The sequence below is a fragment of the Micromonospora sp. ATA51 genome (assembly GCF_016802855.1).
Classification (GTDB): domain Bacteria; phylum Actinomycetota; class Actinomycetes; order Mycobacteriales; family Micromonosporaceae; genus Micromonospora; species Micromonospora sicca.
Genome location: NZ_JAEVHJ010000153.1, coordinates 1 through 14,773, shown reverse-complemented (window position 1 = coordinate 14,773; position 14,773 = coordinate 1). Strand labels below are relative to the sequence as shown.

The 14,773-nt window shown below is 68.2% G+C and carries 11 protein-coding genes and 1 pseudogene; 7 read left to right on the top strand and 5 right to left on the bottom strand.

Annotation, left to right across the window (positions count from 1 at the left end; all coding sequences use genetic code 11):
• Together JNW87_RS22150 and ltrA are read left to right on the top strand one after the other, a co-directional pair.
• Nucleotides 1-267, top strand: a 267-nt coding sequence (locus tag JNW87_RS22150; RefSeq protein WP_375373531.1) for a transposase, incomplete at its 5' end; no start/stop codon positions are given.
• A gap of 477 nt (nt 268-744) precedes the next feature.
• Complete coding sequence (gene ltrA / locus JNW87_RS22145) at nt 745-2,001, top strand: group II intron reverse transcriptase/maturase (protein WP_109801000.1); 1,257 nt, start codon at nt 745-747, stop codon at nt 1,999-2,001.
• 346 nt (nt 2,002-2,347) lie between these two features.
• Here ltrA and JNW87_RS22140 read toward each other — a convergent pair whose 3' ends face one another.
• Nucleotides 2,348-2,662 (bottom strand): SpoIIE family protein phosphatase, encoded by a 315-nt coding sequence (locus JNW87_RS22140; RefSeq protein WP_236647403.1) that lies wholly within the window; start codon nt 2,660-2,662, stop codon nt 2,348-2,350.
• 844 nt (nt 2,663-3,506) lie between these two features.
• Between JNW87_RS22140 and JNW87_RS22135 the strand changes: the two genes are divergently transcribed.
• Nucleotides 3,507-3,806, top strand: a complete 300-nt coding sequence (locus tag JNW87_RS22135) for a MerR family transcriptional regulator (protein WP_109800999.1) — start codon at nt 3,507-3,509, stop codon at nt 3,804-3,806.
• 1,504 nt (nt 3,807-5,310) lie between these two features.
• Nucleotides 5,311-5,613, top strand: a complete 303-nt coding sequence (locus tag JNW87_RS22130) for a DUF4193 domain-containing protein (RefSeq protein WP_091634472.1) — start codon at nt 5,311-5,313, stop codon at nt 5,611-5,613.
• Nucleotides 5,614-5,622: 9 nt separating this feature from the next.
• Here the strand turns inward: JNW87_RS22130 and JNW87_RS22125 are convergent, their stop codons facing one another.
• Nucleotides 5,623-5,841: a hypothetical protein gene (locus tag JNW87_RS22125; protein ID WP_109801003.1), complete on the bottom strand. Its 219-nt coding sequence runs from the start codon at nt 5,839-5,841 to the stop codon at nt 5,623-5,625.
• Between the two features lie 1,058 nt (nt 5,842-6,899).
• On the opposite strand from JNW87_RS22125, the gene JNW87_RS22120 reads away from it, so the two are divergent.
• The 3 genes and pseudogenes from JNW87_RS22120 to JNW87_RS22105 all read left to right on the top strand — a co-directional run.
• Entirely contained in the window at nt 6,900-8,327 is a 1,428-nt protein-coding gene (locus JNW87_RS22120) for a DEAD/DEAH box helicase (RefSeq protein ID WP_109800998.1), read from the top strand.
• A gap of 192 nt (nt 8,328-8,519) precedes the next feature.
• Nucleotides 8,520-8,723: a cold-shock protein gene (locus tag JNW87_RS22115; RefSeq protein ID WP_091456013.1), complete on the top strand. Its 204-nt coding sequence runs from the start codon at nt 8,520-8,522 to the stop codon at nt 8,721-8,723.
• Between the two features lie 541 nt (nt 8,724-9,264).
• Nucleotides 9,265-9,387, top strand: a pseudogene (locus JNW87_RS22105) (transposase); the annotation flags it as partial.
• Here JNW87_RS22105 and JNW87_RS22100 read toward each other — a convergent pair.
• The 3 genes from JNW87_RS22100 to JNW87_RS22090 all read right to left on the bottom strand — a co-directional run bounded on the left by JNW87_RS22100 (nt 9,386) and on the right by JNW87_RS22090 (nt 14,193).
• Nucleotides 9,386-9,919 (bottom strand): hypothetical protein, encoded by a 534-nt coding sequence (locus tag JNW87_RS22100; protein ID WP_238454335.1) that lies wholly within the window; start codon nt 9,917-9,919, stop codon nt 9,386-9,388. The pseudogene JNW87_RS22105 and the gene JNW87_RS22100 overlap by 2 nt on opposite strands.
• Before the next feature lie 750 nt (nt 9,920-10,669).
• Complete coding sequence (locus JNW87_RS22095) at nt 10,670-12,355, bottom strand: ABC transporter ATP-binding protein (RefSeq protein ID WP_201749541.1); 1,686 nt, start codon at nt 12,353-12,355, stop codon at nt 10,670-10,672.
• A 41-nt stretch (nt 12,356-12,396) separates the two neighbouring features.
• The gene (locus JNW87_RS22090; protein ID WP_236647402.1) at nt 12,397-14,193 is read right to left on the bottom strand and encodes an ABC transporter ATP-binding protein; all 1,797 of its coding nucleotides are present in this window, start codon (nt 14,191-14,193) and stop codon (nt 12,397-12,399) included.
• Nucleotides 14,194-14,773 lie beyond the last annotated feature (580 nt).

Below are 14,773 nucleotides of genomic sequence, written 5' to 3'. Positions count from 1 at the left end.
GAGATGGCCGGACACGCCCGGATCACCGCCGCCGGACTGCCGGTCTACTTCGCCCGCCCGCACTCACCCTGGCAACGTGGCAGCAACGAGAACGCCAACCGGATCCTGCGCGAGTACTTCCCCAAGGGCGTCCCCATCACCTCCGACCCGAAATACCTCGCGATGGTCGCTTCCGAGATCAACAACCGACCGCGTAAGATCCACGGTTGGAAGAAGCCCTCCGAGATATTCACCGAACTCGTCGAGGCAAATGCTTCCACTGGCTGAACCCGCCGGGGGGAGGCTTCAAACCACCACATGCTGCGTTGGCTGAAGACCGTCGTGGTGAGCGATGTGGAAAAGGCGCACGAGATGCGTCAGGTGGGGATCAGGAAGACGATCGTCGATGAGGTGTCGTTAGTTTATGAGGTGGCATCGAAACCGGGGTATCCAATGCAATCCCGGGATGAATCTGGCGGGTGCCCGATCTGCTGGCCAGGTGGTGTCCGGCATGGATGGCGACGTGAGCCTGGTCTGCTGCTCTCGTATGGAACAGGGGAAGGCGCGCTCGGATACTGCTGCCTCCGGGTGGCGACAGGGAGTCTCTCCAGCGGCGCAAACCGTGAGGGATTGAGTACCGTCGCCGAGCGTGCTGGCGGACCGGCTCGTAGTAGTGGTGAAGCCGCTGTAACGGCGGTGGAGCGAAGGGGTCGGGTCGTTCGTGGTCTGTTCGTCTGATCAACCGGCGTTCCCGGGAGGAGTCACGTGGATAGACAGAAGTCATCGGAAGGCAAGCCGTTTGAGATCTCCAAGCAGGAAGTGTGGGAGGCTTACCGGCAGGTGAAGGCCAATAAGGGCGCAGCCGGAGTGGATGGAGTGACTATCGAGGAGTTCGAGTCGGATCTGAAGAACAACCTGTATCGGATCTGGAATCGGATGTCGTCGGGGTCCTATTTTCCGCCTCCGGTGAAGGCGGTGGAGATACCGAAATCGCATGGCGGTGGCACCAGGGTTTTAGGGGTGCCAACTGTCGCGGACAGGATCGCCCAGACGGTGGTATCGCGCAGGCTGGAGGCGAAGGTCGAAGCGATCTTCCATCCAGATTCCTACGGATATCGGCCGAGAAGGTCGGCGCTGGACGCGGTGGGAGCATGCCGGCAACGCTGCTGGGACTTCAACTGGGTCATCGACCTGGACGTCGAGAAGTTCTTCGATAGCGTCGATCATGCTCTCATGGTCAAGGCGGTGCAGGTTCACACCGATGTTCCGTGGGTGGTGCTGTATGTCAAGCGGTGGCTGGTCGCGCCGCTACAGCTACCTGACGGGACCTTGCAGCGGCGAGACCGGGGGACTCCACAGGGTTCCGCGGTGTCACCCGTGTTGGCGAACCTGTTCATGCACTATGCGTTCGACGCGTGGATGGCCCGGGAGCATCCGGGTGTCCCGTTCGAAAGGTATGCAGATGATGCGGTGGTGCATTGCGTAAACCGAGGCCAGGCCGAGCGCCTGGTCGAGGCGATCGCGGACAGGATGGTTCAGGTCGGGCTGCGGTTGCATCCCGACAAGACCAAGATCGTGTACTGCAAGGACGTGAACCGGCGCGCAACATATGAGCACACCGCGTTCACGTTCCTTGGATACACGTTTCGCGCCAGGGGCGCGCGTAACGAACGTGAGAGCAAGACCTTCACGTCGTTCGCGCCCGCGATCAGCAAGGAAGCCCTGAAGAAGATCAGTGGGACAGTTCGCCGATGGCGACTGGACCGCAAAACCGGCCAGACCCTCGCCGACCTCGCACGGTGGATCAACCCGATTGTGCGCGGCTGGATGCAGTACTACGGGCGGTTCAACCGCTCCGCACTGTATCCGTTCCTGCAACGCATCAACGCCTACCTGATGCGGTTCCTGCGCCACAAGTTCAAACGAGTTCGATCCTTCAAGAAGGCCAAGGCGGGCTGGCAGCGCATCATCGACCAGTACCCGAAAGCCTTCGCCCACTGGGCATGGGTCAACGCCTTCTAGATGATCAGGACGACAAGAGCCGTATGACGGGAGACTGTCACGTACGGATCTGTGGGGGGCGGCGGGTGAGACTCCCGCCGCCTACCCGGCGGTCTTACGTGCTCCTCCCTTGGATGCCGGTCGCAACGGCATGTTCCTGTGCTCGCTCGTTAAAGGTTTGCGAGCGCGGCTCCTGGCTTCAAGACGTTGAGTGACGTCGGCGGCCGTTTGTGCCTCGCCGCGGTGCACCCCGCTGTGCGCAGCGTCCTGAGCATTACGTCAGTGGATCGGGCCATCGATGTCTATGACAGCGTCGAGGTGGCCCGCGGCTGACGTGCCGTCAACCGACGGTGTGGCCGGCGGATAGTCAGTCCGGCAGCGCCGCGCTGGTCCGCGCCTGGTCGGCACCGGCGTCGGCACTCCGTTCCTCGCTGTGCCCGTTGTGCCAGTCGAGGATCAGCAGGGCGGCATCATCGGCCAAGACCGGTCCGGCCACCTCGAGCACGGCGTCGGCCAGCGACCGGACGGCCTCACGCGGATGCAGACCGGTCATCTCCCGCAATTTTGCGGGTAGGTCCAGGCCGGCGGCCTTGCGCTCGCGCATGCCGTCGGTGACCACGACCAAGCGGTCTCTCGGTCGCAGCGTGATCTCGCCGGCGCGGTAGCCGATCCCGGGGAACATGCCCAGGGGAAGTTCCGGGTAGCGGCAGTTCCTGGGTGTCGCCGTCGCGGACGAGCAGCGGTGGCACGTGGCCGGCGTTGAGCAGCGAACACCCCCCCGGTGCGCAATTCGAGGCGGCCGAGTACCGCGGTGACGTAGCTCCACCCAAGCAGGACGGCGGTTGCTACCAGCCGTCGGGACAACCGTCGATGCGCTGCTGAAAGCAGGGACGGCCGTCCAGAAAATCTAGGTCCGAACCACTAGACATTCCCGCCGCGCCTGGCTAGTGTTCCTGTCGTTGACAGCAGAGATCATCGAAGACGCAGACGAGACAGGCCGAGCGTTACACAGGGCCCCGGACACATGTCGTGGCTCGCTCGGCACAGCGGTGGAAGTGCTGATCACCGCACGCAGCAAGGCAAGGTAAGGCACGTGGGAGTGGAAAGTAAGACCTTGACGTAATTCCAGGTCAGGGCAAGCAGGTGGGCCGATGCTGGTTCAGGGCTCGCCTGGCAGGACAATCCGTCGCACGTGGACGGGGCCATGAAGTCGCGTGGGGCTCCGACACCGGCGGGCAGCACGACAAGCACCACAGAAATTGGAAGCAGAGGAAAGGGAGGGCCCGAACACCGTTGGATCGCCCGTCTCCAGGACGCAGTTCAACTCTGGAGCCGGACACCGCAGTTTCCATCGAACGAGAGGTGGTCTCCGGTCACGCTTATGCGATCCTCGCACCCCAAACCGCCGACGGCGGCAGGTGCGGATACGACAACCCGACGAACCTGTCGGTAGAGGTGTTTTTGACCCGTAACCCCGGGCCCCGGCGTGGAAAGCGCCGGGGCCCTCGTCATGGAGAGGTACGTGTATGGCCCAACCCGACGACATGTTCGGTGACGACGACTACCCCGCCTACACGATGGGCCGCGCCGCGGAGATCACCGGTGCCTCGCAGGACTTTCTGCGTCGCCTCGACGAGGCAAAGCTGATCACCCCCTTCCGGTCGGCCGGCGGCCACCGCCGCTACTCCCGTTACCAGTTGCGCCTTGCCGCGCGGGCCCGGGAGATGGTTGACCAAGGCACCGCCCTGGAAGCCGCCTGCCGGATAATCATTCTCGAAGACCAGCTCGAAGAAGCCCTCCGGCACAACCAGAACCACCAGCGCTAACGGCAAACGGACGCTGCCTGATCTCATCGCCTTACGGTCCTTCTCCACCAGAGGGACCGTTTGTCGTACCCACTCCAGGGCTCAGCATCACGCCAGCGGGAAGCGGGTAGTGGGTCCGACTCGCTCGCCGTCGTATGGACGGCTGGGAGCCGGCGTGGCGTCTCCGGTCATCGGATCGGTGATGTTCGTACGTCGGTGAGGTGTTTGGTGATGCGTAGCAGCTGTGCGCCCGAAGGGACTCGAACCCCTAACCTTCTGATCCGGAGTCCGATGCCGAACGACCGCCGGGATCGCGGTCGTCCTCTACCCGGCAAACCGCAAGATCGACGGACGGCGGCGGCCGAGCAACTGCACTCTCTGCCATGCTCGAAAAGCGCTCGGTGAGTCATGGGTACATTTGGGCAGCGGTGGCCACGGCCGGGCAGCCATGGACATGCCCGCGTCTGGTGCCGACCGGTGTGCTCCATGTGCGCTCCATCGGTCGGAGCACGGGACGCCTGGCATCCGTGAGCACCGGCGGGCACTCCTGGCTACTCGTGAGCACCCCCTGGCAGGTAGGCTGGGCCCTCGCGCCCTCGTAGCTCAGGGGATAGAGCATCGGTTTCCTAATGAGCAGCTCCGATCTTCATCGCAGGCCGTTGGCCTGCGGTTTTTGGTTTCTACGCCTCGATTCTTGAGTCGCAAACGGCGGGCAGTGAGCTCGGCAGTTTGAAGATCAGTCGGGCGGTTGGGTGGCCCTTCCGGTCAGCTCTCGTTCGCGTATCGGCTGCCGCAGATCTAACGGCGGTCGCCACCCGCGCTGGGCCTACGGACCGTCGATCGGACGGGCTCGGCCTTGCGATATCGTCAATGTGCCCCCACCGGGCGTCGAGCAGTCCGCGTCCGCCGGCTGGCGACGGTCCGCAGGGCACCCCACGAATCCAGGGAGATACGATGCTGGAGCCTGAGCCGGCTCAAGACGTCCACGCCGAGGATGCCGACAGGCCAACCACGGCCGAGACCGAGACCGACGAGGTTGCCGTTTACGCAAATCGGGCTGTCCGACGCGCGAAGGGCAAGGTGGCCTCGCCTCAACCATATGGAAAGGGTCAGCGCCCCGGCGGCCGGGGCTCGGTCCAGAGCCCGCGCCAGTGGGGTAACCGCCGAAGCGGCTGATCCGTTGGTGGAGCTTTCGTCGGTACACGGCTTCCGGTGTCCGCGGCGATGGTGGCAGGGGGCAGAGCGGGAGCAGCGGGGCGCGTTGAACGGCGCTGAATGGCGTTGGGCCCCGCTGCGCTGCTCGCATCGTCGTACCTTGACCTGCGGTCCCTCCCAGTGCCCTTCGGGACCGGCCATGGCCGGGGGAGTGCGGAGTCATTCTCCGTTGAAATGGCAATCACTGCTTATGGTGCCCCTCGCCTTCATGGGCGAGCGCTACCCTTCCACGGCTCTCTTGAGCGCCACGACATGACCCGCGCGGTCTACCGTCGTGACACCCATGGACCAAGCCGGAGAGGCCATCACGATGAGCAAGCCCATCGATTACGACGCACCGCGCCGACCGGCGGTTGAGGTTGAAGACGACGGCTTGGAGGAACTCAAGGCGCGCGGCGCGGCGGCGCAGTCACCGAGAGTCGACCTCGACGAGGCCGAGGCTGCCGAGAAGTTCGAGTTGCCTGGCGCGGACCTGTCCGGCGAGGAACTCACCGTGGCGGTCGTGCCGATGCAGCCGGACGAGTTCCGATGCCCGCGTTGCTTCCTGGTGCACCACCGCAGTCAGCTCGCCGCGCAGCCCGACGGCCGGGAGGTCTGCCGGGAGTGCTCCTGACGTTCGCCGTCAGGGCACCAGTTCCCGCCAGTCCGGACGAACACCCAGCCATGCATCGGCGAGGATCTGCGCCGACGTCCGACTCGGACAGGCGTGTAACTTCGACCGGCCGGCGATGCCGCCGGTCTGCGCCTCCACTTCCCATCGCTGGCCGTCGCTGCGGATATAGACGTCGCGACGCCCCCGCAAACTCCGGTCCCCATTCCACCAGTGACGCTCGATTCTCACCTGCTGATCGTATAGCAGCGCGTGCACGCAGACGAACCATAATGATCTTGAGAAGGCGGTCGGCGTGATCGGGAAACCAAGGGATTGTGGACGAGAGTCGGAAGGCCTGACCGGGTCGGCGCAGAACGCACCCGCGGAGCGCAGCGTCCGCGACGCCGCGCGTATGCCTTTCTGAGCGGCCACGTTTGACCGCCTCGACGCACATACCTCCCACCCATCCAATCAGGCCCCAAGCAGGTCATGTCAGGAGCTGTTCGACTCACATCGCCCCGGCCGAGACGGGCGGCGCCTACACCGCGCTGGTTGCACTGGGGCAACCACCCCGACCGGGGTCACGATGGGTGCGGCGGTCGCGGGTCGCGGCAGCAGGATCGACCGGGTACACGTTGATCGGGATGGCCGACACGACGATGTATGCGGGTACGGCCGAGCGGCGGTCCACCGCCACCGCCCCATCCGATGGTCCGGTCGTGGAGACGCGCTGATCCACCTGCACATGAACTCGATACCTGCGACGCGTCGAACGGAACACGCGTGGTCGCCCTTACCGGCTGGGCTCCGTGGCGTCGTGATGCCTAAACGAGCGGCGATGGGCGCGGTCGCCGGCTTCCGTCGGCGTCACCGTCAACAGCGAACGGGGTGCGCAGGCGGGTCATCGCAGCCGAATTCACGTCGACGGCAGGCATGTGGTCGCAAGGCGCATCCGATCCCGGTGCTTCACGGAATGGATTTGAGTCATGCATGGTTACATCAATCAACAGTTGCTCCAGAGTTTGCGCGCCAACGCGCGATTCGCCCGCTTGCACATGCAAGCCGGGTGCGGAAAATGAGCGGGGTGGATCCGGTGTGCTCGCCGTGGGTGACGGATCCGTTTCGCTTCGCCCGCGAAACCCTAACCCAAAACAACCATCGTGTACGGCTTGGGCTGGGGTGTGGGTAGAATTGATCAAGCCGCCCGCCGGTTCCGACCACGGCCTGCATCTGACGTCGACCACCACGCGCCGCGACCAATCGGTCAGCGCCGTGCAGGGCGACCCCTTCCACGTTCGGAGACTCCCATGGCGGCACGCCGCCCCAGCAAGACACCCCTTGTCACACCCACCTCCTTCGCTGACCTCGGCGTGCCCGGCCGCCTGGTCGCCGCGCTCGAGCAGGCGGGCATCAGCACGCCATTCCCGATCCAGGCCGCGACGCTCCCGGATTCACTCGCCGGACGCGACGTGCTCGGTCGGGGCCGCACGGGATCGGGCAAGACATACGCCTTCGCTCTTCCGGTCCTCGCCCGGCTCTCGGCCGCCGCGTCTCCACGGCTGCCCGGCCGCCCGCGCTCGCTCATCCTGGCGCCCACTCGCGAGCTGGCGACCCAGATCGAAGCGACGATCGCACCGCTGGCCACCGCGCTGTCGCTGCGGACCCTGACGATCTTCGGCGGGGTGAGCGCGCGGCCACAGGTCAGTGCACTGCGTGCCGGGGTCGATATCCTCATCGCCTGTCCCGGCCGGCTCGCCGACCACGTGTCGACCGGCCACGCAATCCTCGACGCCGTCGAGTTAACGGTGCTCGACGAGGCGGACCACATGGCCGACCTGGGCTTCCTGCCGGTCGTACGGCGACTCCTCGACACGACACCGCCCCGCTCCCAGCGGCTGCTGTTCTCGGCGACGCTCGACGCGGGCGTCGACGTCCTCGTGCGGCGATACCTCTCCAACCCAGTCACCCACAGCGTCGACTCGGCGATGTCCCCGGTCGCCGCGATGACCCACCACGTGCTCCGGGTGCGTCACGATGACCGGCTCCCCGTCTTGATCGACCTGACGGCCGCCCCGGGGCGCACGCTCGTGTTCACTCGCACGAAGCGGGGCGCCAAGCAGCTGACCAGTCAACTGGTCGCCTCGGGTGTGCCCGCCGTGGAACTGCACGGCAACCTGGCGCAAAACGCCCGCACCCGCAATCTGGCGGCGTTCTCCGCCGGCGATGCCCGCACGCTCGTCGCGACCGACATCGCGGCGCGCGGTATCCATGTCGACGATGTGGCTCTCGTGATCCACGCCGACCCGCCCGCCGAGCACAAGGCATACCTGCACCGCTCGGGGCGGACCGCGCGTGCCGGAGCGAGCGGCACCGTTGTCACCCTGATGACCGACGACCAGGTCACCGACGTGCGCGACCTCACCCGCCAAGCCGGCATCAACCCGACGATCACTCGGCTTGGGCCCGGTGACTCGCTGCTCACCGAACTCGCCCCGGGCGAGCGCCGCTTCGTGACGCCTCCCGTAGCAACGACGGCGTCACATCACGGACGAGGCCACAGCGCCACGCGGCGCCCGAATCCGGGCACAGCGACGGGCGGATCGACCGCCAGCGCAACGCGCGGGAGAGGCTCGGAAAGTCGTCGGGCGAGTGCCGCGGAAACCACGTCCGCGACACGGGGCGCGGCGGCGTTCTCTTCCGGCACGCGGGTTGGTAGCCGGCGCGGTCAGCGCTGACAGTGAAGGCACCGCGCGGCGCGCCCGTGCTAGCCTCACCGGGTTGCAACCTTCGGTTTGTCGCATACTTTGCCAGCGCCTGGTGGATATCTAACCCGCCAGGCGCTTTTTGTCCTGCCGGTTCTTCCGGACCGGCAGCGGCGGCAACCGAGGGCCCGTACGTGGCTCCATCCGCTACTCAAAGGAGAAGACATGGCACTCGGCACAGTCAAGTGGTTCAACGCGGACAAGGGCTTCGGCTTCATCGCACAGGATGGTGGCGGCGCTGACGTCTTCGCCCACTTCTCGGCCATCTCATCGAGCGGGTTCCGCAGCCTGGAAGAGAACCAGCGGGTCGAGTTCGACGTCGAGCAGGGCCAGAAGGGCCTTCAGGCCGCGAACATCCGTCTGGTCTGACGTTGACTCCGCCAAGCCGTGGGCGACGAGGCCTCGCCCGTCGCCACGGCGGTGGCTGAGACCACGGACCGGCGAATGCCGGTCCGTTTCGACACCGCGGTCCTTCCCGGCCTCAAACCGCTGGTGTTGCAAGCGCTGTCCGCCCCCGAGTACGCGGCCGGGACCGCCGGCATCGACCGGCGTCCGGCTGGCCCCGGTGCCGCTGGTGCCGGAGGTGCGACTGGTCACGGCCGAGGACGCGATCGTCCTCTGGGCGCGACTCGAAGCCGAGGCGGGCCATGTCCTCCCGCCGCCATTCTGGGCGTCGGCCTGGACCGGCGGGCAGGGTCTCGCGCATACCTGCTTGACGGCGACGTTGACGGTGTGGATGTGGCGTTGGCCGGTGACGCGCTCTACCACCCGTCTGTGGCGGCGCCGTACCGCCTGAGCGCCCCCTAGCTTGATCTTCAACCTGTGCGTCGCGGGCCCGCAGCCATGCTGGCGTCATCCGGGTGATCGAGCACCCTCACCTGAACCGTGACTCAACCACGGGCCTTGACGGGGTCGTCTGCGGAAATGGACGAGACGGCAGTTGATCGACGGAACCCGGTGGCGGACCAGGGTAGGTTCGCCGTGGCGGGACGTGCCCGCCCGGTATGGGCCGTGGCAGAGATGCCGCGGCCTTAGCGTGCGGCGCCGCCCGGTCGACCTGGGTCGGTCCCGGAGGGCCGGTGACCGACGCGTGGAGCCCGTATCACTGGGGAGTTGCCAGACGCCGGGCGGAAACCCCGCGCCGCGCCGGCAACCGTATCGTCGGGGTCGCGCTCGAGGGCCCGCCGGATGTGCGGCGGGATGACCTCGGATGTTGCCATCGCCAGTCGGACCTGCACCGAACGGTCGTCAACCAGGCGTTCCAGATCCGCCTCGTCCAGCTGGACCGCGCGGACCAGCGCGGCACGGACGTCGACTACGGGGTCCTGGGCAAGCGTGCTGCGCTGCTCGGCGGTGGTCCGCGGGTTGCGGGCGACCCCCTTGCGTACCCGTGCGGTGCGATCGGCCATCAGGGCGGTGATCACGTCGGGGTCGTGGGTGTGGGTGGCGAGTCGTTCCCGTACCTCGGGTGAGACGTCGTCGATCAGCCTGGCGGCCAGATCGGGCTCCAACTCCCGCATCTCCGCGAGGAGGCCACGAAGCTCCTTGTCGGGTGCCTCTGACATCACCCGGCGAACCGACTCGTCGCAAGCCGGGTTGCCGGCGACCGCCCAGCGGACCCACCGGTCGGCGTCTTTGACGAGACGCAAGAGATTGGCGACCGAGGTCGAAGGGTTTCTTGCCACGGCCTCCCGGACCTGACGATCAGGGTCCCGGGTCAGCGGTCGCAGTGCCTGCGCGGGTGCGTCGGTCCGGGCCGCGACCGCCTTACGGACCACAGCCGACGGGTCGGACGCTAAGTCGATGAGGGTCATCTGTGGCGTTGCGGGGTCCTGCGCGACGGCGAGCCGCGCGTCGACGCTCCCACCGATCGCACGGTGGGCGGTGGTACCTGACCCGCTGTGACGATCAGGCCCGCCGACGTCCTGCTGCTTCCCCATGGGCGCAATGATGTCACGGACTGACTGGGGCAGCGCGAGCCTGACCAGCGCGTTGACGATGGTCGAAGCGTTACTTCGCGGCGGCGCCCTTCGGTACGTCAACAGTGACTTAGCTTGATCTTCAACCTGTGGCGGCTGGTTGGTGACCCCGGCTGATCATGGGAACCGCCGCACGTCGAAGCCAGTTAGCTTCTACCCACCCTGCGGGACGCAACCCGCCCGCGTAGCTATCGGACGTCGCTGTCGCGCGTGCCGAGCTGTTGCCGCTGCTCAGTGCGGGCGTCAGGGAAGACTGCACAACGGACAGCTACCTGCAGGAAATCGGGCGAGCAGGGCGCGACGGCGAGCCGGCCCGGGCGTTGCTGCACGGACCTCTCAGCTGTGCCAGGAGCGCCAGAGGGAGGCGTAGGCCCCGTCGGCGCGGACGAGTTCGTCGTGGCTGCCGAGTTCGGTGATCCGGCCGTCCTCCATCACGGCGACCCGGTCGGCGTCGTGCGCGGTGTTGAGCCGGTGCGCGATCGCGATGACGGTCCGGCCGGTGAGCACGGCCGCCAGCGCGCGCTCGGTACGTCGGGCGGTGGTCGGATCGAGCGCGGCGGTCGCCTCGTCGAGGATCAGCGTGTGCGGGTCGGCGAGCACCAGCCGGGCCAGCGCGAGCTGCTGCGCATCGGCCGCCCCGAGTTGCCTGGCCCCGTCGCCGAGTTCCGTGTCGAGGCCGTCGGGCAGCTCGGCGTACCAGTCGGCGCCGACGGCGACCAGCGCGGCTCGCATCTGGTCGTCGGACGCGTCCGGCGCGGCGAAGGCGAGGTTGTCGCGCACCGAGCCGATGAATACGTGGTGTTCCTGGGTGACCAGGGCGATCCGGCGGCGGCGCTCGGCGGGATCCAGGTCGGTGACCGGGCAGCCGCCGATGCTGACCACGCCGTGTCGCGGCGCGTCGATCCCGGCCAGCAGCCGGGCCAGGGTGGACTTCCCGGCGCCCGACGGGCCGACGACGGCCAGCCGCTCGCCGGGCCGTACCTCCAGGTCGATGCCGTGCAGGACGTCGTGGCCGTCGGTGTACGAGAATCGGGCGCCGCGCACGACGAGCCGCTCCCCTGGTGGCGCGGACGCCTTGCCGGGCGGCTCCGGTGGCACCTGGCCGACGCCGAGCACGCGAGCGAATGACGCGAAGCCGCGCTGCGCCTGTTCGGTCCACTGCAGGATTCGGTCCAACGGCTCGATCGCCTGCTGGAGATAGAGCGCGGCGGCGACCACTTCACCGAGCGAGACCATCCCCTTGGACAGGAAGAATCCGCCGACCAGCAGCACTGCGGCGATCGGCAACGGATAGCTGGCCTCCACCACGGTGTAGAACACGGTCCGCAGCGCGAGCGTCGCCCGTCGGGTGGTCCACACCCGGGCGATGCGCTCGGTGCCATGGACGATCCGGTCGTCGGTGAGGCGCAGCGCCTCCACGGTGCGCGCGCCCTCGGCGGTGGTGGTCAGCGTCTCGGTCAGCTCCGCGGTGGCGGCGCCCTCGGCGAGGTAGGCGGAGCTGGCCCGTCGCAGGTACCAGCGGCTCGCCGCCCAGATCGGCGGCAGCCCGGCCAGCGCGACCAGGCCGAGCATCGGGTGCAGCAGGAAGATCGCCCCGAACAGCAGCGTCAGCTGCGCCGATGCGATGACGATGGTGGGCACGACGTCGCGGACGGTGGTCCCGACGGTTGACACGTCGACGGAGCTGCGGGTGGCGAGGTCCCCGGAGCCGGCCCGCTCGACGACGGAGACGGGCAGGCCGAGCGTCTTGCGGATGAACTCCTCGCGTAGCCGCGCAACCGCCCGCTCCCCGAACCGGTGACCGGCGTACTGGGCGTACCGGGAGAGCAGCGCCTGCACCAGAACGCATCCGCCGATCGCCACCGCCAAGCGGTCCACGGTGGCGACGCGCGCGCCGGCGGCAACCTGGTCGACGATTGTGCCGAGCAGCCACGGCGCGGCGAGTCCGGCGATCGCGGCGGCACCGTGCAGCACCAGCACGACCAGGACCGCGCGCCGGTCCCGGCCGACGAGGTCCAGCATCTCCCGTCGGACGGCGGCGCGGTCCGCTACTGGCAGCCGGCTCACCGCAACGCCCCCTCGGGCCCGGTGAAGTCTTCGGAGTCGAGGGCGTCGCTGCCCCGGGCCACCAATTGCCGGTAGCCCCGGTCCTGTTCGAGCAGTTCGGCGTGCGTGCCGGTGGCGACGATCCGACCCTCACTCAGATGCGCGACCGTGTCGGCGTGCCCGAGCAGCAACGGTGACGTAGCGAGCACGATGGTGGTCCGCCCAGCCCGCGCAGCGCGCAGCCGCTCGGCGATCCGCGCCTCCGTGTGCGCGTCCACCGCCGACGTCGGGTCGATGAGGATCAGCACCTCAGGTTCGGCGAGCAGCGCCCGGGCCAGCCGTACCCGTTGGCGCTGGCCGCCGGAGAGTGTGCGGGCCCGGGTGTCGATCGGGGTGCCGAGCCCGACCGGCAGCGCGTCGGCGACGTCCTCCGCCGACGCGATACGCAGGGCCGCCGTGACCCGGTGGTCAGCGCCTCCCTCCCGGGCGAGGGTGCCGCCGTTCCCCGCCCGGCCGTCGGCGCTCGCCTCCCGGGCACGCAGGATGTCCCGTAGGGTCCCGGCGAAGAGGTAGGAGTCGTGGTCGGCGACCAGGATCCGGGCGCGTACCTGGTCGAGTGCGATCCCGGTCAGCGGCACGCCGCCCCAGGTCACGTCGCTGACGACATAGCGTCCGAGCCGGTCGGCCAGGGCGATGGCCTCGGCCGGGTCGTCGGCGGCGACGCCGACCAGCCGACCGTCGCCCACGGTCAGTCCGCAAGCAGGGTCGTACAGGTCCGCGGGCCGTACCGGCGCGGACCTGGCTAGCGGCCGGCGGGCACCGGGTACGTTTCCCAGCCCGCCCACGTCCTGCGGGGTCGGGCCGCCGACGTGGTCCGGGGTCAGGTTGAGCAGGGCGATGATGCGGCGGGCGGCGACCCGGCCCCGGATCACCCCGTAGCTGCCCTCCAGCAGGAACCAGACCGGCACGATGAGCGTCGCCACGTATCCGTAGACGGCGACCATCTGCCCGACCGTGATGTCGCCAGCGACCGCCATCCGGGCCGCGAGCCACACCACGGCCGCGAGGAACAGCCCCGGTATGGCGACCGTCAACGCGTCGATCCAGCTGTAGACGGCACCGACCCGGTAGCCCTCGGCGAGCAGGTCCTGGGAGCGGGCGGCGTACCGGCGGGCGAACAGGCCGCGGCCGCCGACCCCGGCCAGCACCCGCAGCCCGGCCACGATGTCGCCGGCCCGGGTGGTGAGGACGCCCTGCTGGTGCCGGTATACGGACTCCGCCCGTTCGAGGCGGCGCAGCAGCGGTCCGATGATCAGCGCGATCGCCGGCACGCCCAGCAGCACGCACAGCGCCAGCAACGGGGAGACCGACCACAGCACGACGGCGATGACCGCGTACGCGATGACAGCGCCGACGCCCGGGCCGGTCATCGTCAGCACCTGCGACGTGTAGCCGATGTCGGAGCCGCCGACCGTGGCGACCTCCCCCGCGGCGAGCCGGCGCGGCAGCACCGCGCCGATCCGGGACAACTGGCGCAGCAGGACCGCTGCGGAGCGGGCTGTAGCGTCCTCTCGGACGAAGGTCATCGTGCGGTGCCGCATGATGCCCAGGTACGACAGCCCCGCCCCCGCGACGACGATTGCCGCGACCCAGAGCAGCAGGGCTCGGGGGTCGTGCGCGCGCAGTCCGTCGTCGACGGCGCGGGAGACCAGGTACGGCCGGACCGACAGCCCGATCATCCACGCCGTGCCGACCACGGTGCCGCGCAGCACCCGCCAGGGTTGGCAGCGAACCAGCCACCAGACGTACCGCATCGGCCCCCTCGTGTCCGGGACACCGGGCTCGGGATGCGGAATCTGTGGGGGCACCCGCCAAAACTACCGAGCGGGCTGGTGACGTACCCACCCAATATCCCCCGGTTCGGTCGTGCGTCATCCCGGCGCGGCCGCGCTGCTAGTGAAGCTGCGGTTGGCCAGGAACCGCAGGCGCTCCTCGCAGCTGAGCGGGTTGCCGTCGGAGCGTTCGCGGTCGGGCCGCTCCCGTGACCCATGGCTTCGTGGTACGCAACTCTTCCCAACACTCAGCTGACGCCTACCGCATCACTCGCTTCGTGCGGAAACCCGCGGTACGGGGTGGCCGGCGGCGGCTTGCTGTTCGCCCACCGCTACGCCGCCCGCTCCCAGGACCTGCGCCGACACGTCCTGGGGGCGACGGCGCGGGTGAGGTCGCATTAATGCGGATTATGTGAGCACCTGGCGTCCACGAATGAGCAGGTGATGAGCGGGCGGCCGGGTCAGTCCCTCTTGCTGACGTACACACCTCGACCCGGCTGGCCGTAAACCAGGCCCCGCGCCTTGAGCTGGATCATGACGAATCGGATGACGGTCTCGCTGA

Coding starts and splice junctions, on each gene's coding strand:
- JNW87_RS22140 (WP_236647403.1), bottom strand. CDS start 2,662: ATGTTCCCCGGGATCGGCTACCGCGCCGGCGAGATCACGCTGCGACCG.
- JNW87_RS22135 (WP_109800999.1), top strand. CDS start 3,507: ATGGCCCAACCCGACGACATGTTCGGTGACGACGACTACCCCGCCTAC.
- JNW87_RS22130 (WP_091634472.1), top strand. CDS start 5,311: ATGAGCAAGCCCATCGATTACGACGCACCGCGCCGACCGGCGGTTGAG.
- JNW87_RS22120 (WP_109800998.1), top strand. CDS start 6,900: ATGGCGGCACGCCGCCCCAGCAAGACACCCCTTGTCACACCCACCTCC.
- JNW87_RS22115 (WP_091456013.1), top strand. CDS start 8,520: ATGGCACTCGGCACAGTCAAGTGGTTCAACGCGGACAAGGGCTTCGGC.
- JNW87_RS22100 (WP_238454335.1), bottom strand. CDS start 9,919: ATGTCAGAGGCACCCGACAAGGAGCTTCGTGGCCTCCTCGCGGAGATG.
- JNW87_RS22095 (WP_201749541.1), bottom strand. CDS start 12,355: ATGCTGGACCTCGTCGGCCGGGACCGGCGCGCGGTCCTGGTCGTGCTG.
- JNW87_RS22090 (WP_236647402.1), bottom strand. CDS start 14,193: ATGCGGTACGTCTGGTGGCTGGTTCGCTGCCAACCCTGGCGGGTGCTG.